21 protein-coding genes are annotated in these 20,893 nt (G+C 67.3%); 15 read left to right on the top strand and 6 right to left on the bottom strand.

Features of this window, described 5'->3' with window-relative positions; all coding sequences use genetic code 11:
* Positions 1-98: 98 nt before the first annotated feature.
* Positions 99-1,898 (bottom strand): DUF885 domain-containing protein, encoded by a 1,800-nt coding sequence (locus ACVWWW_RS08695; RefSeq protein WP_027083061.1) that lies wholly within the window; start codon positions 1,896-1,898, stop codon positions 99-101.
* Positions 1,899-1,971: 73 nt separating this feature from the next.
* Entirely contained in the window at positions 1,972-2,307 is a 336-nt protein-coding gene (locus ACVWWW_RS08690; protein WP_027083060.1) for a HesB/IscA family protein, read from the bottom strand.
* A gap of 136 nt (positions 2,308-2,443) precedes the next feature.
* On the opposite strand from ACVWWW_RS08690, the gene asnS reads away from it, so the two are divergent.
* The 15 genes from asnS to ACVWWW_RS08615 all read left to right on the top strand — a co-directional run bounded on the left by asnS (position 2,444) and on the right by ACVWWW_RS08615 (position 17,852).
* Complete coding sequence (gene asnS, locus ACVWWW_RS08685) at positions 2,444-3,844, top strand: asparagine--tRNA ligase (RefSeq protein WP_027083059.1); 1,401 nt, start codon at positions 2,444-2,446, stop codon at positions 3,842-3,844.
* A complete protein-coding gene (locus ACVWWW_RS08680; RefSeq protein ID WP_027083058.1) occupies positions 3,844-4,152 on the top strand; it encodes a hypothetical protein in 309 nt (102 codons plus the stop codon). Before asnS ends, ACVWWW_RS08680 begins: the two co-directional genes overlap by 1 nt.
* Complete coding sequence (locus ACVWWW_RS08675) at positions 4,149-4,454, top strand: hypothetical protein (RefSeq protein WP_036141968.1); 306 nt, start codon at positions 4,149-4,151, stop codon at positions 4,452-4,454. Before ACVWWW_RS08680 ends, ACVWWW_RS08675 begins: the two co-directional genes overlap by 4 nt.
* Positions 4,451-5,092, top strand: a complete 642-nt coding sequence (locus tag ACVWWW_RS08670) for an FMN-binding negative transcriptional regulator (protein ID WP_027083056.1) — start codon at positions 4,451-4,453, stop codon at positions 5,090-5,092. Before ACVWWW_RS08675 ends, ACVWWW_RS08670 begins: the two co-directional genes overlap by 4 nt.
* A gap of 3 nt (positions 5,093-5,095) precedes the next feature.
* Positions 5,096-5,881: an SDR family oxidoreductase gene (locus ACVWWW_RS08665; RefSeq protein WP_027083055.1), complete on the top strand. Its 786-nt coding sequence runs from the start codon at positions 5,096-5,098 to the stop codon at positions 5,879-5,881.
* A 40-nt stretch (positions 5,882-5,921) separates the two neighbouring features.
* A complete protein-coding gene (locus ACVWWW_RS08660; RefSeq protein ID WP_027083054.1) occupies positions 5,922-7,355 on the top strand; it encodes an aldehyde dehydrogenase in 1,434 nt (477 codons plus the stop codon).
* On the top strand, positions 7,352-8,017 hold the full coding sequence (gene can / locus ACVWWW_RS08655) for a carbonate dehydratase (RefSeq protein WP_027083053.1): 666 nt from the start codon (positions 7,352-7,354) through the stop codon (positions 8,015-8,017). Before ACVWWW_RS08660 ends, can begins: the two co-directional genes overlap by 4 nt.
* Positions 8,014-8,442, top strand: coding sequence for a RidA family protein (locus ACVWWW_RS08650; protein ID WP_027083052.1), 429 nt, complete (start codon positions 8,014-8,016; stop codon positions 8,440-8,442). The genes can and ACVWWW_RS08650 overlap by 4 nt, the downstream gene beginning before the upstream one ends.
* Positions 8,439-8,990, top strand: a complete 552-nt coding sequence (locus ACVWWW_RS08645) for a 3-hydroxyanthranilate 3,4-dioxygenase (RefSeq protein ID WP_051235448.1) — start codon at positions 8,439-8,441, stop codon at positions 8,988-8,990. Before ACVWWW_RS08650 ends, ACVWWW_RS08645 begins: the two co-directional genes overlap by 4 nt.
* Before the next feature lie 3 nt (positions 8,991-8,993).
* Positions 8,994-10,004: an amidohydrolase family protein gene (locus tag ACVWWW_RS08640; RefSeq protein ID WP_027083051.1), complete on the top strand. Its 1,011-nt coding sequence runs from the start codon at positions 8,994-8,996 to the stop codon at positions 10,002-10,004.
* Positions 10,005-10,013: 9 nt separating this feature from the next.
* The gene (kynU, locus tag ACVWWW_RS08635) at positions 10,014-11,288 is read left to right on the top strand and encodes a kynureninase (protein ID WP_027083050.1); all 1,275 of its coding nucleotides are present in this window, start codon (positions 10,014-10,016) and stop codon (positions 11,286-11,288) included.
* A gap of 85 nt (positions 11,289-11,373) precedes the next feature.
* Entirely contained in the window at positions 11,374-12,735 is a 1,362-nt protein-coding gene (locus ACVWWW_RS08630; RefSeq protein ID WP_027083049.1) for an FAD-dependent oxidoreductase, read from the top strand.
* A complete protein-coding gene (gene sbcB / locus ACVWWW_RS08625) occupies positions 12,732-14,171 on the top strand; it encodes an exodeoxyribonuclease I (RefSeq protein WP_027083048.1) in 1,440 nt (479 codons plus the stop codon). Before ACVWWW_RS08630 ends, sbcB begins: the two co-directional genes overlap by 4 nt.
* A 104-nt stretch (positions 14,172-14,275) precedes the next feature.
* Positions 14,276-17,245, top strand: a complete 2,970-nt coding sequence (locus ACVWWW_RS08620) for a ligand-binding sensor domain-containing diguanylate cyclase (RefSeq protein WP_051235138.1) — start codon at positions 14,276-14,278, stop codon at positions 17,243-17,245.
* 46 nt (positions 17,246-17,291) lie between these two features.
* Complete coding sequence (locus ACVWWW_RS08615; RefSeq protein WP_027083047.1) at positions 17,292-17,852, top strand: DUF2939 domain-containing protein; 561 nt, start codon at positions 17,292-17,294, stop codon at positions 17,850-17,852.
* Here ACVWWW_RS08615 and ACVWWW_RS08610 read toward each other — a convergent pair.
* From ACVWWW_RS08610 to ACVWWW_RS08595, 4 genes are all read right to left on the bottom strand, one after another.
* Entirely contained in the window at positions 17,849-18,778 is a 930-nt protein-coding gene (locus tag ACVWWW_RS08610) for a 5'-nucleotidase (protein WP_027083046.1), read from the bottom strand. The genes ACVWWW_RS08615 and ACVWWW_RS08610 overlap by 4 nt on opposite strands.
* 63 nt (positions 18,779-18,841) lie before the next feature.
* Positions 18,842-19,048 (bottom strand): DUF2795 domain-containing protein, encoded by a 207-nt coding sequence (locus ACVWWW_RS08605; RefSeq protein ID WP_027083045.1) that lies wholly within the window; start codon positions 19,046-19,048, stop codon positions 18,842-18,844.
* Between the two features lie 19 nt (positions 19,049-19,067).
* A complete protein-coding gene (locus ACVWWW_RS08600) occupies positions 19,068-19,961 on the bottom strand; it encodes an SDR family oxidoreductase (protein WP_027083044.1) in 894 nt (297 codons plus the stop codon).
* 83 nt (positions 19,962-20,044) lie between these two features.
* Positions 20,045-20,818 carry an NAD kinase gene (locus ACVWWW_RS08595; protein ID WP_027083043.1) on the bottom strand — a complete coding sequence of 258 codons (774 nt, stop codon included), beginning with the start codon at positions 20,816-20,818 and terminating at the stop codon, positions 20,045-20,047.
* Positions 20,819-20,893 lie beyond the last annotated feature (75 nt).

Genomic DNA, 20,893 nt, shown 5'->3' with positions numbered 1-20,893 from the left:
CGCGACCAACGGCCGCGGAGCCGGAAATTATGTCAGCTCAATGGGTTACGTGCAAACCGCGTGAAAACCGGCGGGCCGGTTTCGGGCAACTGGCGGGTTCAGTGAGTGGGCGCGACCGGCGCCTGCTTGCGGGCAGCGATCCACTCGTCGATGTGGGTTTCCAGCACCGACAGCGGCACCGAGCCGGTCTCGAGCACGGCGTCGTTGTAGTCGCGCAGGTCGAAGCGGTCGCCCAGCTCGCGGGCCGCCTTCGCGCGCAGCTCGGAGATCTTCATCTGGCCGATCTTGTAGCCCAGCGCCTGCCCCGGCCAGCTGATGTAGCGGTCGATCTCGTTGACCACGTCCTGTCGGGTCTTGGGCGAGTTGTCCATGAAATACTGGATGGCCCGGTCGCGGCTCCAGGCCTTCGCGTGCATGCCGGTATCGACCACCAGCCGCACTGCGCGCCACATGTCGTACGCCAGCTGACCCATGCGGTCGTACGGGTCGTCGTAGAGGCCCATGTCGTAGCCGAGGCGCTCGGCGTACAGGCCCCAGCCTTCGCTGTAGGCGATGAAATACGCCGTGCGACGGAACATCGGGGCGTCGGGCAGTTCCAGCGCGCGGGCGAACTGGAAGTGATGGCCCGGCACCGACTCGTGCAGCGACAGCGGGACCATCTCCCAGGTCGGCCGCGTCTCGGGCTTGTAGAGGTTGACGTAGTAGAAGCCCGGCCGGCTGCCGTCGGACGCACCCGGCTGGTAGTAGGCGGTCGTCTGGTCAGGCGCAACGGCGTCGGGAATCGGGCGCACGCCGTAGGGCAGCCGTGGAATCGTGCGGAAGACCTTCACCAGCTCGGGGTCGATGCGCTTCGCCGTCGCTGCGTACGCCTCGAACAGGTCGTCGGGCGTCTTCTTGAAGAATTTCGGGTCGGTCCGCAGGTACTGGAAGAACGCCGGCATGTCGCCCTTGAAGCCGACTTCCGCCTTCACTTTCTCCATCTCGCCGCGGATGCGGGCGACTTCCTTCAGGCCGATCTCGTGGATCTGGTCCGCGGTCAGGTTGGTCGTGGTGAAGTAGCCAGCGAGGAAGTCGTAGTACGCGCGGCCATCGGACAGATCGGTGGCTGCCGTGCTCGTGCGCGTAGCCGGGATGTATTCCTTGTCGAAGAACGTCGCGAATTCGCGGTACGCCGGGATGATCTTGCGCGCGATGACGTCCTTGGCCTGCGACTGCAGGCGTTCGCGCTCGGCCGCGGGAACCGAATCCGGAAACTTGAGAAACGGCGAGTAGAACCGGCTCTTGGTGACATCGTCGACCAGTTGCGACCGCAGCTGCGTGCTAACACGCTGCATCAACACGCGCGGCGGCGTGCGGCCGGCCTTCATGCCCGCGCGCAGGATCACCTCGTTCTGCTCGATGAGCGTCGGCAGTGCGTCGAGGCGCTTGAGCCAGTCCTGATAATCCTTGACGGTCCGGAACTGCATGTACTCGACGATGCCGTCGACGCTCTGGATCCCGCCCAGCTGCGTCACCGGCATCATCCATTCCTCGAAGCGCTGGCGATCGACCGCGTGCTGGGCGCTCCAGAGGTAGACGTCGTAGTTGACGCGATCGGCGTCGGACAGCGCGCTGCGGTCGATCGCCTTCAACTGCGCGAGCGCATCACGATCCTCGGCTTCGATGCGCGCGAAGGACTCGAGGCTGGCGTCGATCCAGCGATCGTTGTAGCGGGTGTCGCCCTCGGTCGTGGCGAGCTCGGGGTTCTCGCGCAGGTAGCGTTCCCACTGTTCGTCGAAGAACCGATGCAACGCCGTGGTCGCGGCGTTCGTCACTGCCGGTGCGGGCGCGGGTGCAGCACTTGAAACGACAGGAACCAACGTCGACAGCGCGACGGCGAGCAGCAGCGGACGAAGCATCGGGCGGACTCCGGACGGGATCGCCCGAGTCTAGCGCCGCTTGTCGACGCGCCGCCCGTGCGGCGGTCGCGGATCAGACGTCGTCGGCCGTCGTGAAGCTCTCGCCGCAACCGCATTCACCGCGCACGTTCGGGTTGCGGAACACGAACTGCTCGCCGAGCTTCTGACGCACGAGGTCGATCTCGGTACCGTCGACGATCGCAAGGCTGGCCTGGTCGACGTAAATGCGCACGTCGTCCTGCAGGAAGATCCGGTCGTCGTTGCTCGATGCCTTCGCGAGGTCGGCGACGTACTGCCAGCCCGAGCAACCCGTCTTCTTGACGCCGAAACGCAGGCCCAGCGCGTCGGGCGTCTCGCTGAGGTAGCGGCGGACGCGGTCGAGGGCGGCGGGGGCGAGCGAGACGGCCATGAAGACTCCAGTGCGGCGGATCGTGCGGGACGAGTATAGGCAGCTGGCCGCAAAGGCCCTGCGACAGCACGTAAACTCTGCATCCCACGTCGGGCCGACCGGCCCGTAAATCAAGATCAGGACGGACGGTCAGCGCATGACGATCATGAGCGTCGAGCAGGTGCTCGCGGGCAAGGTGCCGGCAGGTGGCGAAGTCACGGTGCGCGGCTGGGTCCGCACGCGCCGCGATTCCAAGGCGGGGCTGAGCTTCGTCAACGTCAGCGACGGCTCGTGCTTCGCGCCCATCCAGGTGGTGGCACCGGCCGACCTCGCCAATTACGAGTCCGAGGTGAAGCGGCTGACCGCCGGTTGCGCGGTGATCGCCACGGGCAACGTCGTGCAGTCGCAGGGCCAGGGCCAGGCATTCGAGCTTCAGGCGACTGAGATGGAAGTCGTCGGCTGGGTCGAAGACCCGGAGACGTATCCGATCCAGCCGAAGGCGCATTCGCTCGAGTTCCTACGTGAAGTCGCGCATCTGCGCCCGCGCACCAACCTGTTCGGCGCGGTGACGCGCATCCGCAACACGCTCGCGCAGGCGGTGCACCGCTTCTTTCACGAGAACGGCTTCTACTGGATCTCGACGCCGATCGTCACGACGTCCGACGCCGAAGGCGCGGGCCAGATGTTCCGCGTGTCGACGCTCGACATGGCCAACCTGCCGCGCGACGGCAAGGGCGCGATCGATTTCAGCCGCGACTTCTTCGGCAAGGAAGCATTCCTGACGGTGTCGGGCCAGCTCAACGTCGAGGCCTACTGCCTTGCGCTCAGCAAGGTCTACACGTTCGGCCCGACGTTCCGCGCCGAGAACTCGCACACCACGCGCCATCTCGCCGAGTTCTGGATGATCGAGCCGGAGATCGCGTTCGCCGATCTCAACGACAACGCCGACCTCGCCGAGCGCTTCCTCAAATACCTGTTCCGCGCCGTGCTCGCCGAGCGCGCGGACGACCTGGCGTTCATCGCCGAGCGCGTGCAGAAGGATGCGATCACGCGTCTCGAAGCCTTCGTCAACGCGCCGTTCGAGCGCATCGAATACTCCGACGCGATCACGCTGTTGCAGAAGTCCGGCGAGAAGTTCGAGTTCCCGGTCGAATGGGGTCTGGACCTGCAGACCGAGCACGAGCGCTGGCTGACCGAGCAGCACGTCGGCCGCCCGGTCGTCGTCATGAACTATCCCGAGCACATCAAGGCGTTCTACATGCGCCTCAACGACGACGGAAAGACCGTCGCCGCGATGGACGTGCTCGCGCCGGGCATCGGCGAAATCATCGGTGGCAGCCAGCGCGAAGAGCGCCTCGACATGCTCGACAAGCGCATGGCGCAATTCGGCCTCGACGGCGAACACTACGGCTGGTATCGCGATTTCCGTCGCTACGGCACGGTGCCGCACGCGGGCTTCGGCCTCGGATTCGAGCGGCTCGTCGTCTACGTCTGTGGCTTGTCGAACATCCGCGACGCCATCCCCTACCCGCGCGCACCGGGCCAGGCCGACTACTGATGATCCTGTTCCTCGCCCTGTGCTTCGTCGCGACGGCGATCGCCGGCGCGAGTGCACTGGTGATCTTCTGGCCGCTGGCGCTCGTGCATATCCGCGATCGGCATCCCGAGCTCGCCAACGAGCTCGGGCCGAACGCGTTTTTCCGCCTGAGCGCGTGGAAGTGGCTGCTGCTCGGTCGCTATCGCGGCATGCCGGACCGCAACCTGACCGGCCTCGCAGGGCCCGCGCGCATCTCGCTGCTGACGATCATCGTCGGCCTGCTGCTCGCGTGGCTGCTGTGGCTGGTGTCGTACTGGATGGGAGCATGACGATGTCGCAGGACCAATGGTGGCTCGCAACCGCGGGCGGCACGCTGATCTGGGCGCGCCTTCGCGTGCTGGAGGCCGGCACCGCCGAAGTTCTCGACTGCGACGGCGCCACCCTGCCCTACGACAGCGAGGATAGCGCGCGCGCCGCGTTGATGGACGCCGAGTTCGTCTCGCTCGAAGGCCTCGATGCGGACGATGCCGACACGCGCGGCTTCGACCTCGATGCACTCACGCCGCCGCGCGGCACCAGCGACGACGCGCTGCGTCCGCAGATGATCGTCAAGCTGCCGCGACGCCAGTGACGCTCTACCTGCCGCGAGCCTTCGACGAGCGCGATCTCTCGCGACTCGACGCGCTCGCGGCGGCGCATCCTTTCGCAACCCTGATCACCGTCGACGACGGCACGCCGACCGTCTCGCACTTGCCGATGCTGTACGCGCGCGACGGCGATTCGATCGTGCTGCGCGGTCACCTCGCACGGCCGAATCCGCAGACACGTCATCGCGGACGCGCGCTAGTCATCCTGCAGGGCCCACACGCCTACGTGTCGCCGACTTGGTACGTGGACAAGGCCGAGCAGGCGCGCGTGCCAACCTGGAATTACGTAGTCGCCCATCTGAGCGGCGCGCTCGAATGGTTCGATGACGAAGACGCGCTTGGCGATCTGTTGACCGCACTTGGCGACGTGCACGAATCGCGCGTCGGTGGCGACTGGCGCTACGACGCGAACGATCCTGCCGAGCGCGTGCAACTGCGCGGCATCGTCGGGCTGCGCGTCGTCGTCGACCACGTCGAGTTCAAGGCCAAGCTCAGCCAGAACCATCCGCTCGCCAACCGCCACGCGGTGATCGATCGGCTTGCGTCGTCCACCGACGCCGGCGATCGCGACGTCGCCGCGTGGATGCGCGCCACTCTCGAATCGACGCAAGAAGGAGCCTGATCCATGGATCTTGACCTCACCGGCCGCCACGCGCTCGTCTGCGGCGCCTCCGAAGGCATCGGCCGCGCGACTGCGTACGAACTCGCGCTGCTCGGCGCCGACGTGACGCTGCTGTCGCGTCGCCCCGAAGTGCTGCTGCAGGTCGCCGATGCCCTGCCCGTTCGCGGCGCGCAGGCGCACGGCTGGATCGCCGCCGATGTCAGCGATCTCGACGCGTTGCGCGCGAAGGTCGAAGGCGTGGTGTCGGGCAAACCCGTGCACATCCTTATCGACAACACCGGCGGCCCGCCCGGCGGGCCCGCGCATACCGCCACGCTCGACGCCTTCCGCGACGCGTTCACACGCCACGTTCTCGCCAACCAGACGCTGGTGCAGGCGGTTGTCGCCGGCATGAAAGGCGCGGCGTGGGGCCGCATCGTGAACATCATTTCGACATCGGTGCGCGAGCCGATTCCGAACCTCGGCGTCTCGAATACGGTGCGCGGCGCGGTGGCGAGCTGGGCGAAGACGCTGTCGCGCGAGCTCGCGGCCGACGGGATCACCGTCAACAACGTGCTGCCGGGTTACACCAAGACCGCGCGGCTAACGCAGATCCTCGCCGATCGCTCGAAGGCAACCGGCCAGAGTGAGGATGAGGTCGCCGACGGCATGCGCCGCACCGTGCCGGCCGCCCGGTTCGCGGAAGCAGCCGAGGTCGCGTCGGTCATCGCCTTCCTGTGCTCGCCGGCCGCCGGCTACGTCAACGGCGTCAGCCTCGCGGTCGATGGCGGCCGCATGCAGTCGATCTGATCGCAACGGGCCGCGAAGGCGCGTCCGTTAAGCTGTCGACATGCGACTGAATCACTGGATCGACGGGCAGTCCGTTCCGCCTCGCGCGGACCGTTGGCTCGACGTGCACGAACCGGCCAGCGGCCGCGTCGTGGCCGAGGTCGCCGCCGGCGATGCGGCCGACGTGGAAGCGGCGGTCGATGCCGCTAAGCGCGCGGCGCCCGCCTGGGCGGCACTTCGCAACAGCGAGCGCGCCGAGTGGCTGGAGAAGCTCGCCAACGCCATCGAAGCAAAACTCGAGACCTTCGCGACTGCCGAGTCCCGCGACGCCGGCAAACCGCTGCGCCTGACGCGCGCCATCGAGATCCCGCGCGCCATCTCGAACTTCCGCTTCTTCGCCCACGCCGCGACGCAGTTCGCGAGCGAGTCGCACCACGGCGAGGCCGGGCTCAATTACACGCTGCGCTCGCCGCTCGGCGTCGTCGCTGCGATCTCGCCTTGGAACCTGCCGCTCTATCTGCTCACCTGGAAAATCGCGCCGGCGCTTGCGGCGGGTAATACGGTGGTCGCCAAGCCTTCGGAAATCACGCCGTGGACGGCGACTCTGCTCGGCGAGCTGTGCGGCGAGATCGGTCTGCCTGCGGGCGTACTCAACATCGTGCACGGCCGCGGGCCGGACGTCGGCGAGCCGTTGGTGTCGCATAGCGACGTCAAGGCAGTCACGTTCACCGGCAGCACGGCGGTCGGTCGGCGCATCGCCGGTATCGCATCGCCGCTGCTCAAAAAGGTTTCGCTGGAACTCGGCGGCAAGAACGCGACGATCGTGTTCGCCGACAGCCCGTGGCGCGAACACCTCGACCTTCTGGTGCGCTCGGCGTTCCAGAACACCGGGCAGATCTGTCTCTGCGGGTCGCGCATGCTTGTCGAGCGGTCAATCCACGACGAGTTCGTCGACGCCTTCGTCGAGCGCGCGCGCACGCTCCGCATCGGTGACCCGATCGATACCGATAGCGACATGGGTCCACTCGTGTCGGAGGCGCATTTCGAGAACGTCAGCGCCGCGATCCAGCGCGCTGTCGACGAAGGCGGACGCCTGCTCTGCGGCGGACATCGCATCGATCGCCCGGGCTGGTATCTCGAACCGACGGTGATCGACGGACTCGGCGCGGACTGCGCGACCAATCGCGAGGAGATCTTCGGCCCGGTGGTCACGCTGCAGGCGTTCGACGACGAAGCGCAGGCGCTTTCGCTCGCGAACTGCGGCGATTACGGGCTTTCGGCATCGGTATGGACGCGCGATCTGGGCCGTGCGCATCGTCTCGCCGCGTCGCTGCGCGTCGGCATGGTCTGGATCAACACCTGGATGCAGCGCGACCTGCGCACGCCGTTCGGCGGCGCGGGCGCATCGGGGCTCGGTCGCGAAGGCGGCTGGGAGGCGATGCGCTTTTTCACCGAACCCAAGAACGTCGGCATTTGCCTGGAGAACTGCGAGTGACGGAAACCCTCGACGACCTGCTGGCCCGCAACAAAGATTGGGCCGCCCGCATCGAGCGCGAAGACCCCGGCTTCTTCGGCCGCCTGTCGCAACAGCAGGCGCCCGAATTCCTGTGGATCGGCTGTTCGGATTCGCGCGTTCCGGCGAACCAGATCATCGACATGGCACCGGGCGAAGTGTTCGTCCATCGCAACATCGCCAACGTCGTCGTGCACACCGACCTGAACTGCCTGTCGGTGCTGCAGTTCGCGGTCGACGTGCTGAAAGTGCGGCACATCCTAGTCGTCGGCCACTACGGTTGCGGCGGCGTGCACGCGGCGCTGACGCAGCGGCGACTGGGCCTGGCGGACAATTGGGTGCGGCACGTCGCCGACGTCGCGGAGAAGCACCAGGCGCATCTGCAGCCGCTGGGCGACGAACACGCGATGCATGACCGGCTGTGCGAACTGAATGTGCTCGAACAGGTGGTCAACGTCGCGCGCACGTCGATCCTGCAGGACGCCTGGTCGCGTGGTCAGGACGTCACCGTGCACGCGTGGTGCTATCGACTCGAGGACGGCCTGGTGCGTGACCTCGGCCTGCATGTCGACCGCACGACACCACTCGCCGACGCGTATGACCGCGCGCTGGCCCACATCGAATCCCCGGAGCGAACCGCATGAGCGACAGCATCATCCTGAAGGACAACGCGCCGCGTCCCGTCGGCAGCTACCCGCATGCACGCCGCGTCGGCAACATGCTGCTGTTGTCGGGCATCGGCCCGCGCGACCCGGACACCAACCAGGTCAGCGGCGACGTGCGTGACACCGAAGGCAAGCTGATGAGCTACGACATCGAAGCACAGTGCCGCGCGGTGTTCCGCAACGTGCGCAACGTGCTCGATGCCGCGGGCGCCAAGCTCGACGACCTCATCGACGTCACCGTCTACCTCACCGATCTTCCCCACGACTTCCGCGTGTTCAACGAGATCTGGGCGGAATACTTCCCGAACCCGGAGAACGCGCCATGCCGCACGACGGTCGGCGTGAGCTACCTGCCGACGCCGATCGCGGTCGAGATGAAGTGCGTGGCGGTGCTGAAGTCGTGAAACTGCCGGACGCGCTGAACCTGCAGAAGTGGGTGGACGAGCATCGCGAGCTGCTCAAGCCGCCCGTCGGCAACAAGTGCATCGTCGATGGCGACTACATCGTCATGATCGTCGGCGGGCCGAACGCGCGTACGGATTACCACTTCGAGGAAGGCCCGGAGTTCTTCTACCAGCTCGAAGGCGAGATGGTGCTGCGCATCCAGGAAGACGGCGCGGTGCGCGACATTCCGATTCGCGCCGGCGAGATGTTCTACCTGCCGCCGCGCGTGCCGCACAGCCCGCAGCGCAGCGCCGGCGGCGTTGGGCTGGTCATCGAACGTCGTCGCCTTGCGCACGAGGACGATGCGCTCATGTGGTTCTGCGAGCGCTGTAACGCGAAGGTGTACGAGGAGTTCTTCCACCTCGTCGACATCGAGCAGGACTTCTTCCGCGTGTTCGAACGCTTCTATCGCGACAACCACCTGCGCACCTGCAAGAACTGCGGGCATCTCAATCCGCGGCCCAGCCGCTACGAGCTGCAAGCGACCTCCGAAGCGGACATCACCTGACACATGCTCAAGATCGACACACACGCGCACTACCTGCCGCGCGACTGGCCCGACCTTGCGCGCAAGTACGGTGACGCCCGCTTCCCGGTGATCCATCACACGGACGACGGCCGCCACCGCATCTACAAGGACGGCAAGTTCTTCCGCGAGATCTTCAGCAAGACCTGGGATCCGCAGGAACGCATCGACGACTACGCGCGTTTCGGCGTGCAGGTGCAGGTGATCAGCACCGTGCCGGTGATGTTCAGTTACTGGGCGAAATCGCAGCACGCGCTCGAACTGCACCAAGCGCTCAACGACCACATGGCGCAGACGGTCAACGACTATCCCCGTAACTACGCGGGCATCGGCACCGTGCCGCTGCAGTCCCCACGCCTTGCCGTGCAGGAACTCGAGCGCTGCATGGACCAGCTCGGACTGCAGGGCGTGCAGATCGGCAGCCACATCGGCGACTGGAACCTCGACGCGCCGGAGCTGTTCGAATTCTTCGAGGCCGCGTCCGAACTCGGCGCCGCCATCCTCGTGCACCCGTGGGACATGATGGGCACGGAATCGATGCCCAAGTACTGGCTGCCGTGGTTGGTCGGCATGCCCGCGGAGCAGTCGCGCGCCGCGTGCTGCCTGATCTTCGGCGGCGTGCTCGAGCGCTTGCCGAAGCTGAAGATCTGCCTCGCGCATGGCGGCGGTTCGTTTCCGTACACCATCGGCCGCATCGAGCACGGCTTCAACATGCGCCCCGACCTCGTCGCCACCGACAACCCGCGCAATCCGCGCGACTACCTGTCACGTTTCTTCTTCGATTCGTGGGTCGCCGATCCGCGTGCCCTCGAATACCTGCTCGACACCTGCGGCGTCGACCGCGTGATGCTCGGCACCGACTACCCGTTCCCGCTCGGCGAGCAGGAGCCCGGCGCGGGCATCGCCGCGCTCGAACTCGACCAAGCCGCCCGCGCGCGGCTCTATCACGGCACCGCGCTCGACTGGCTGGGCCTTCCGCTGTCCCGCTTCGCCTGAATCCCATCAATGACTGAGTTGTTTTCCGACGCGCACGCCGCCGCCCTCGACGCCGCGGACCCGCTGCGCGCCTTCCGCGACGAGTTCCTGGTCCCGCGTCATAACGGCGAGCCGATGGCGTACTTCGTCGGCAACTCGCTGGGACTGCAGCCACGCGGCGCTCGCGCGCACGTCGAAACCGTGCTGCGCAAATGGGAGGAGGACGCGGTGGAAGGCCACTTCACCGGCGACGCGCAATGGATGAACTACCACGAGCTCGTGCGCGAACCACTCGCGCGGCTCGTCGGTGCGAAGCCGGTCGAAGTCGTGGCGATGAACACGCTCACCGCCAACCTGCACTTGCTGATGGTGAGCTTCTACCGGCCGACGCCCCAGCGCCCAGCCATCCTCATCGAAGCCGGCGCGTTTCCTTCGGACCGGCACGCCACGGCATCGCAGGTCGCATTCCACGGTTTCGACCCCGCGACGGACCTCATCGAAGTTCAGCCCGACTCGCCGAGCGGCACCATCTCGATGGCGGCGATCGAACGCGCCATCGAGACGAATCGCGACCGCCTCGCGTTAGTGCTATGGCCGGGCGTGCAGTACCGCACTGGCCAGGCATTCGACCTCAAGCGCATCGCGAAACTCGCGCATGACGCCGGCGCGATGTGCGGCTTCGACCTGGCACATGCGGTGGGCAACCTCGACCTCGCGCTGCACGACAGCGATGCCGACTTCGCCGCCTGGTGTCACTACAAGTACGTGAACTCCGGGCCTGGCGCGGTCGGCGGTGCGTTCGTGCACGAGCGCCACTCGCGCGAGGACGTGCCGCGTTTCGCCGGCTGGTGGGGCCACGACGCGTCGACGCGGTTTCGCATGGGTCCGGACTTCGTGCCCGCCGCGGGCGCGGACGGCTGGCAGCTCAGCAATCCGCCGATCCTGTCGATGGCGCCGTTGCGTGCATCGCTGGAGCTGTTCGACCGCGCCGGGCTGCCCGCGCTGCGCGAGAAGTCGCGCTCGCTCACCGGCTATCTCGAAGCGCTGATCGACGCCCGCCTCTCGCACGTGCTCGACATCCTGACGCCGCGCGATACCGCGCAGCGCGGCTGCCAGTTGTCCCTGCGCGTGCACGGCGGACGCGAGCAGGGCCGTGCGCTGTTCGACCATCTCGCCGCGAACGGCGTGCTGGGCGACTGGCGCGAGCCCGACGTGATCCGCATCTCGCCCGCCCCGCTCTACAACACGCATGCCGACGTGCTGCGGTTCGTGCGCGAGGTCGAGCGCTGGGCGCCGGCGGCCTGATCGCGTCGTTCATCGCCTTGAACCGCGGCGCCACGGCGCGTCGCTGCCACTACACTCGCCCGACGACGACCGGATGGATCTGCACGTGAGCGACAGCCCCCGCAGCATCACGATCATTGGCGCCGGCCTCGCGGGCGCGTTGCTGGCCACGCTGCTGGCGCGCCGGGGCTGGAGCGTCGAGGTTTACGAAAAGCGCGGCGACCCGCGCGTTCGCGGTTATGCGGGCGGTCGATCGATCAACCTGGCGCTGGCGGAGCGTGGCCGATATGCGCTCGACCTCGCCGGTGCTGACGAAGCGGTGATGTCGCACGCGGTGATGATGCGCGGCCGCATGGTGCATTTCGCCGACGGGCGCACCGACCTGCAGCGCTACGGCCGCGACGACAGCGAAGTCATCTGGTCGGTGCACCGCGGCGAACTCAACATCATCCTGTTGGAGATCGCCGAAGCCGCCGGCGTGCGCCTGCATTTCGATCGCGGTCTCGTCGACGTCGATTTCGACCGACGCATCGCGACGTTCGGCACCACGGGCGAGGACGGTTTCCACGTCGGTTTCGATTCGCTGGTCGGTGCGGATGGCGCCGGTTCTGCGTTACGTGCGGCGATGAGCCGACGCGCCGATCTCGGCGAACGCACCGAAAACCTTGGCCACGGCTACAAGGAACTCGAGATCCCGCCGGCGGACGACGGCGGCTTCAGCATCGAGCCGAACGCGCTGCACATCTGGCCGCGCGGCCGTTACATGTGCATCGCACTGCCGAACGACGAGCGCACGTTCACCGTCACCCTGTTCCTGCCGAGCCACGGCGACCCGAGCTTCGACACTGTCCGCAACGGCGAAGAAGCACGCGGGTTCTTCGAGCGCGAATTCGCCGACGCGTCGCCGCTCATCCCCGATCTCGAACGCGATTTCGACGCGCACCCGACCGGCGTACTCGCCACGCTCTACCTCGATCGCTGGCATCTGGACGGCGACGCCGTGCTGCTGGGTGACGCCGCGCACGCGATGGTGCCGTTCCACGGCCAGGGCATGAACTGCGCGTTCGAGGACTGCGTCGCGCTTGCCGAACATCTCGACCGCGCGCCGGACCGCGCATCCGCATTCGCTGCCTTCCAGGCCGAGCGCCTGCCGAACGCGCGAGCCATCCAGCAGATGGCGCTCGAGAACTATCTCGAAATGCGCGATCGCGTCGACGACGACGATTACCTGCTGCAGCGTGCGCTGGAACGCGAACTCGCCGCAAAGCATCCCGACCGGTTCGTCCCGCGCTATTCGATGGTCACCTTCATGCGCATTCCGTACGCGACTGCGTTCGAGCGCGGCCGCCTTCAGCGCGAGCTACTGGCGGAGGTCACGCGTGGGCATGGGTCGCTGGACACCATCGACCGTGAATTCGCCGATCGCCTCGTTGCCGAACGTCTACCGCCGCTCGAGGCCGACGCGTGACGTCGAGCTTCCTGTTCTACGACCTCGAGACGTTCGGCGCGTGTCCGCGTCGCAGCCGCATCGCGCAGTTCGCCGGCATCCGCACCGACGCGAACCTCGAGCAGATCGACGACGACATCTGCTTCTACGTGAAGCCGGCCGACGACCTGCTGCCCTCGCCCATGGCGGCCGCCATCACCGGCATCTCGCCGCAACATGCGTGCGAGCACGGCGTCAACGAAGCCGAAGCGTTCGCGCGCATCTACGAGCAGATGATGCGGCCGGGCACGTGCACCGCCGGCTACAACTCGCTGCGTTTCGACGACGAGTTCGTGCGCCACGGGTTCTTCCGCAACTTCTACGACCCCTACGAACGCGAGTGGCGCGGTGGCAACTGCCGCTGGGATCTGCTCGACGTCATGCGTCTTGCGCATGCGCTGCGCCCGGACGGCATCAACTGGGTCTACCGCGACGACGGTACGCCGAGCTTCACGCTCGAAGGTCTCGCGAACGCGAACGGCGTGCGTATCGGCGATGCGCACGAAGCACTGAGCGACGTGCGCGCGCTCATCGGTCTCGGCCAGCGTCTGCGTGCAGCGCAACCGCGCCTGTGGGATTACTGCCTCAAGCTGCGCGATAAACGCTTCGCGGGCAGCCTACTCGACGTCGCGGCGATGACGCCGGTATTGCACGTCTCGCAACGCTTCCCGGCGAGTCGCCTTTGCGCGGCGCCGGTGATCCCGCTCGCGATGCATCCGCGCATCGGCAATCGCGTCGTCGTGTTCGATCTCGACCAGGACCCGGACGCGTTGCTATCGCTCGATCCAACGGAGATCGCCGCCCGGCTCTACGTCAAACAGGACGAGTTGCCCGGCGGCACCGAACGCGTCGCGCTGAAGGAAATCCATCTCAACCGGTGCCCGGCGATCGTCGCTTGGGATCACCTGCGGCCCGCCGACCTCGATCGCCTGCGCATCGATGTCGATCGCATCGAGCGCAACGCTGCGCGCCTGCGCGAACGCGCGCACGAGATCGCCGAGAAAGTGCGCCGCGTCTTCGCATCGGTGCCCGATCGTGGCGCATCGGACTGCGACGCATCGCTTTACGACGGCTTCCTGCCCGATGCCGACCGCCTGCGCTTTCCTGACGTGCGTGGCACGCCGCCGCAGCACCTCGGCGGCATCGACTTCCACTTCAACGACGCGCGACTTCCCGAGCTGCTGTTCCGCTATCGCGCGCGCAACTGGCGCGATTCGCTGGGCCACGACGAGCACGAGCGCTGGAACGGTTATCGCCGCGAGCGTCTCGCCGATACCACGTGCTCGGAATACACGTTCGACTCCTTCTTCGAAGAGCTACGCACGCTGCGCGCCGAACGTGCAGGTGACGAGCGCATCTGCGCGGTGCTCGATGCGGTGGACGCCTGGGGCCGCGAGCGGCAGGCCGAGATCGCCTGACCGGCCACCGGCCGTACGGCCGGGTACGCCGTCGGTCCGGTTGGGCAAACGCCGCGCTCGCACCGTGGCAAAGTAGCTGCGGGGGATCCAACCGGTCGAGGTCGATGGCAGCATCGCTGAAGGCACGTGCCTGCGCGCGTGTCCGCGCCAGTACGCACACGCGCCTTCGCACGTCGCTGCGACGTGGCGTTTTCGCGTTGTTGGCCGTGCTCGCGTTCGCTTGCCTTCCGGCGTTAGCCGCTCACTCACTGGCTGACGACTTCGTCGAGTCGTGGACCACGCGCGACGGCCTTCCACACAGCACAATCAACGGCATCGGCCAGACCTCCGACGGCTATCTCTGGCTGGCGACCTGGGAAGGCCTGGCGCGTTACGACGGCCACGAATTCCGCCTGTACCGGCGAGACGACATTCCGGGCCTCGTCGACGACAGCGTTCGCGCATTGCACATCGGCCCGAAGGGCGACCTCTGGGCCGGCAGCGCGCGCGGCGGCATCGTGCGCTGGCATGCCGGTCGCTGGGACTCGCGTCCGCCGGTCGATGGGTTGGTCACCGATCTTCTCGAAGAACCGAATGGCCGACTCTGGGTCGCCACTGCACGAAGCGGCGTGGTCCGCATCGACCCCGACGGCCATCGACACACCATCAATGCGACCGCCGGCCTGCCGAGCGATACCGTCAATGCGCTCGCCCGCGACTCGAAAGGTCGCATCTGGGTCGCGACGAGCCTCGGCCTCGCGCGCGTCGAAGGTGATCGAGCGGTCGCGGCTGGCGAGAATGGCCTGACCGCCGGCCCCGTGTTCTCGCTGTTCGCACTGCCGTCCGGCGGATTGCTGGTCGGCACCGAGCATGGCGCGCTGGTCGATGACCGCGGCGCGGCGCGCCTGCTCCATCCCGACCTCGCGACGCGCACCGCGACGCGCATCTGGCGCGACGCCAGCGGCGCGACTTGGGTCGGCACCAACAACGCCGGGCTCGCGCGCGTCGAAGGCGACCGCATCGAATGGCTGGATGCGCCGCAGGGCCTGCCGAACAACCGCGTGCTCGCGCTGGGTCGCGACAACGAAGGCAGCCTGTGGGTCGGCACGAACGGCGGCCTCGTGCGACTGCGCGCCGCGCCGATCCACACCTTCACCCGCAAGGACGGCCTCGCCGACGACTTCGTGCGCGCGACGCTCGTCACGCACGACGGCACGCTGTGGGTTGGCAGCGGCCAAGGGCTCGATCGCATCGACACCACGACCGGCGCGATCACCCGCGTCGGGCTCGGCACGCACCTCGCCGACGTTTCGGTGCTCGCGCTTGCCGAAGACCGCAGCGGCGACCTGCTCGTCGGCACCTTCCACGACGGCGTACTGCGCCTGCACGACGGCAAGGTCGTCGGCGACGTCACCATGGGCGACGGGCTTCCGTCGAACGAAGTACGCGCCGTGCTCGCCGCGCACGACGGCCGCATCTGGGTCGGCACCAAGCAGGGTGTGGTGATGCTCGACGGCGCGCAGCAGCGTGTCTACGGCGCGCACGACGGGCTGCCCGCGGAGTTCGTACTCGCGCTACATGAGGACGCCGACGGCTCGGTCTGGGTCGGAACCAGTTCGGGCGCCGCGGTGATCCGCAATGGACGCGCGCAGGCGATGGACCTGGGCGATACCGATGCGCAGTACGTCTACAGCTTCGTTTCGTCGGTCGACGGCAACGCGCTCTGGCTCGCGACGGATCGCGGCCTGGTCCGCATCGATCACGACGGCTCGCGCCCGCAACGCGTTGCACGCGCCGAAGGACTGCCGTTCGAGAAGATCTTCGCTGCGGTGCGCGACGCGCAGGGCCGGCTCTGGCTGACGGGCAACGAAGGCATCGCGCGACTGCGCATGGCTGAACTTGAGGATGTCGCGGCGAAGCGTCGAGAACGTATCGACGTGCATCTGTTCGGTCGCGCGGACGGCATGATGTCCGCGCAGGCGAATGGCGGCTCCATGCCTGCGGCCACGCTCGACGACGCAGGACGTCTTTGGGTCGCGACCGCGATCGGCGTCGCGCGACTCGATCCCGAAGCCGCGGTCCGTCGCTCGCTTCCTCTGCCGCCGGTCACCATCGAACGCTTCGAGGTCGATGGTCGTGCGGTTGATCCGCATGTCGCATCGACGCTCGCACCGGGCGACCACCGCATCGTCGTGCGCTTCGTATCGCCGACGCTGATCAATGCGCAGCGCGTGCACTACCGCTATCGCCTCGACGGGCTTACGTCGACGTCGGTCGACCTCGGTGACAGCCGCGAGGTGCAGTTCACCCGCCTGCCGCCGCGCGATTTCCATCTGCGCGTCGAGGCTTGGGTTCCGGGCGAGCCGGCGGTCGCGCGCGGCGGCCTGACGTTCACGATCGAGCCGTACTGGTGGCAGCGTCCGTTGGTGTGGGCGCTGATCGTGGCGTCGACAATCCTGCTGCTCGCCCTCGCCTACGGCGCGCGCATCCGTCAGCTGCGACGCAGCCAGCGCCGGCTGCGCGCACTCGTCGAGGAGCGCACGCATGCGCTGCAGGTGCAGACCAGCATCGCCGAGCGGCTCGCACGCACCGATGCACTCACCTTGCTGTCGAATCGTCGCGCTCTCGACCAGGCGCTCGACGCGGAACTCGAACATCTCGCGCAGGGCCATGCGGTCGCGCTGATGCTGGTCGACGTCGACGGCTTCAAGCCGATCAACGATCTCCACGGACATGCCGCGGGCGACATCGCATTGCAGGCAATCGCCGACGTGATCCGTGCGCAGGCGCGGCAGCGCGACATCGCCGCGCGCTGGGGCGGCGACGAATTCGCGTTGCTGCTCGTCGATTGCACGCTGGAACAGGCGATGACGGTGGCCGAGCGGATCCGCGCGGCGGTCGAACTGATCGATTGCGAGCCTTTCGCGCCAGGTTTCGGCGTCACCGCGAGCCTCGGCGTCGCGTGGAGCGACGGCCAGCCGCACAGCGCAAGCCTTCGGACGCTGGTGCCGCGTTCGGACGAAGCGCTGTATCGCGCCAAGCGCGAAGGCCGCAACCGCGTACGCGCGGCGATCGCGCCGGAGCCCGTCGTCTGACGCCCTCTCGGCGAACTCCTCACGCGCATTCGCTAGGCTGCGCCCGATGAAGACCCTGATCGCCCTCCTCCTCGTCGCCGTGCTGGCCGTCGTCGGCTACGTCGCGGCCGGACCGTTCCTCACCGTGCGCTCGATCAGCGCGGCCGTGCAGAAAGGCGACATGCGCACGCTCGATCGCGACGTCGACTTCCCGCTGGTGCGCGCGAGCGTCAAGGCGCAGCTCGAGGACTACCTCGCCCGCAAGATGGGCGACCCGTCGACCGACAGCCGCCTCAAGGAACTCGGCCGGCAGGTCACGTCGACGATGACCGGCGGCGTGGTCGATGCGCTGGCGACGCCTGCGGGCATCGGCGCGATCCTGCAGGGCCGCAGCGTGATCCGTCGCGCGATGGGTTATCCGCCCGAACGTTCGCAGGCGCCGGAACAACAGTTCGATCCGCTGCGCGGCGCGCATTACGACTACGAGTCGGCATCGCGTTTCACCGCCACCGTGCAGAACGCCGATGGCGTGCCGATCGTGTTCGTGTTCACCCGTGATGGGCTGCACTGGCGCCTGACGGACGTGCGCCTGCCGGTCGACCGGCTCGTCGGCAGCCTGACCGGCTAGCGCGGAACGTTGGCGACGCCGTGGGGCACGTGGCCCGCGGCGACGTGGTCACGTGCCGAGACGATGTTGTGCTCGGAATCGTCGAAGAAGATGTCCGCGCCGAATGCTTCGAGGAACGGTCCTTTCGGACGACCGCCGAGGAAGAGCGCTTCGTCCAGGCGAATGCCCCACTCTCGCAACGTGCGGATCACGCGTTCGTGCGCGGGCACGCTGCGCGCGGTGACGAGCGCGGTGCGGATGGGCGCGTCGTCGCCCGTGGGGAACGCCTGCTGCAGTCGATGCAGCGCGTCGAGAAAGCCGCGGAACGGCCCGCCCGACAAGGGCTCGCCCGCACGCTGCATTTCATGCTCGGTGAATGCCGCGAGGCCACCTTCGCGCGACACGCGTTCGCCTTCGTCGTCGAAGATCACGGCGTCTCCATCGAACGCGATGCGTAGCTGATCGGGATTGCGAGCGCCTGCAGACAACGCGCTCGGCGATGACGACGGCAGCAGCATTGCGGCGGCGACGCCGGCCTGCAGCGCGGCACGTACGTCTTCGCCATGCGCGGACAGGAACAGGTCCGCATTGAACGGCCGGATGTACGGATACGGCGGCGCGCCATTACTGAAAGCCGCGCGACGGATCGACAGCCCGTGGTGGGCGATCGAATTGAAGATGCGAAGGCCTGTATCCGCCGAATTGCGCGAGATCAGGATGACCTCGACGCGCGGCGCTTCCGGCGGCGCGCCGTCATTGAGGCGCAGCAGCTTTCGCACCAGCGGGAACGCGATGCCCGGCGCGAGCACGTCGTTCTCGTGGCTGCGCTGGAAATGCGCGTACGCCTCGAGGCCTTCGCGTTCGAACAGGTCGTGGCCCTCCTCCAGGTCGAACAGCGTCCGGGAGGAAATGGCAACGATCAGGGGGTCGGCGTCGCGGTCGGGCATGCGCCTATTCTGCACGCCCGCGCCGCGGCCGGCCGCCATTGCCGGCGACCGGCCGCGCCTGTGTCAATTGAGCTTGCCGTAGCCCTTCATGACGTCCTGCGGGCCGCCGAACTGCTCCATGTCGATCTGCTCGATCAGCCGCATGATGTCGCGCGGCGCGTCGTTGGCCTGCGCCGCCTGCAGCAGGTCGCCCTTGGTCGCCGGGTAGCTGACACCGGCCAGGTAACGCTCCACGTTCGACGGCGATTCGCCGCCCAGTCCACGCGTCATATCGATCTCCTCGTTGCGGTCAGGGATTCGGCGTGCCGTGCGTGCGGCCGTCCTCGCTGGCGCGATACAGCGCGCCTTCGCGATCGCGCGACGCCGGCTCGTCGCGCTGCTGGCGATCGGCCTGCATGGCGGACATGCGGTCGCCGACGCTCGGCATCAGCTTCGACGTCATCGTGTTCATCTTCGACATCGCGCCCACCTTGATGTCGCGGCCGCCCTTCTCCGCCGCCTTGAGGATCGCTTCGGCGACGTCCTCGGGCTCGATCATCGGTGTCGGCAACTTCGGCTCTTCGGCCATGTAGTTCGCCGCGTGCTGCGGATACGGCGTGTCGACCGCCGTCGGCTGGATCAGCACGACTTCCACCGGCACCTTGTCGATCAGTTCGAGTTCGACGCGCAACGCATCGGTAAACCCTTTCACCGCATGCTTGCTCGCGGCATACATGCCCTGCAGCGGGATCACCGCATCGGACACTTCGCTGCCAACGTTGATTAGCGCCCCGCCCTGTCGCTTCAGGTAAGGCAGGGCGACCAGCGAGCCGTTCACCGTGCCCCAGAAGTTGGTGTCGAACAGGCGGCGGCTGTCTTCCTCGCTGACTTCATCGAGGCGGCCGTACACTGACACGCCGGCGTCGTTGATCCATGTATCGATGCGGCCCCAGCGTTCGACCGCCTTCTGCGCCGCGGCTTCGAGCGCTTCGCGGTCGGCGACGTCGGCCGGGCAGACGATCGCTTCGCCGCGTACGTCGGCGAGACCGCGCTGGATCTCTTCCAGCGTTTCGCCGCTGCGCGCGACGAGTACGAGCTTCGCGCCCCGCTCGGCCGCCATCAGCGCGGTTGCGAGACCGATGCCACTGCTGGCACCGGTGATGACCATGACCTGGTCGGATACGGACTTGAGTTCGGCTTTCATCGCGGCCTCCGGATCGAGGCCTCTATCGTTGCGATGCGTGCGTTAGCCAGACGCCAAGCTCGCGTCGAAACGTCGTAGTGCGATCAGCCGCTGGTGAACTGTTCGGCGAGCATGCGCTCTTCGAGATTGTGTTCCGGATCGAACAGCAGCGTGACCGTGCGATCGCGTGATTCGCGGATCGTCACTTCGATCGCATCGCGCACTTCATGCGAGTCGGCGGTTGCACTGACCGGCCGCTTCAGCGGATCGAGCACCTTGAAGCGCACTTCGGTGTCGGCCTTGAGCACCGCACCGCGCCAGCGACGCGGGCGGAATGCGGCGATCGGCGTCAGTGCGATGACGTTCGCACCCAACGGCAGGATCGGCCCGTGCGCGGAGAAGTTGTACGCAGTGCTGCCGGCGGGCGTGCACACCAGCACGCCGTCGCAGATGAGTTCTTCCAGTCGCGTCTGCCCGTTGAGATCGATGCTGAGGTGCGCCGCCTGTCGCGTCTGCCGTAGCAACGAGACTTCGTTGTACGCGAGAGACCCCACCGTCGCGCCCGACTCGCTCTGCACGATCATTTCGAGCGGCCGCAGCACGGCGGGCTCCGCGGCGTGGATGCGCTCGACCAGTGAATCGATGCGCTGCTGGTTCATCAGGAAACCGACGGTGCCGAGCTTCATGCCGTACACCGGCTTGCACAGCGCGGCGTGACGATGGAGCGTCTGCAGCATGAAGCCGTCGCCGCCGAGCGCGATGATCACGTCGGCTTCGGCCGGCGGCGTATCGCCGTGCGCATCGACCAGCGCGGTGCGCGCCGCCTGGGCTTCGGGTGTCGGCGCGGCAAGAAAGGCCAGCCGCGGATTCGCCTTCAGGAGCGTGTCGGTCGCCATGGCCGCAGCATAGCGGCTTGACCGTGCGGGCGTGCGACACCTCCGCCCAAACGAAAA

This window comes from Lysobacter sp. HA18 (assembly GCF_054057595.1).
Note: the sequence above shows the minus strand (reverse complement) of the source record. Positions and strands in the feature narration are given on the sequence as shown.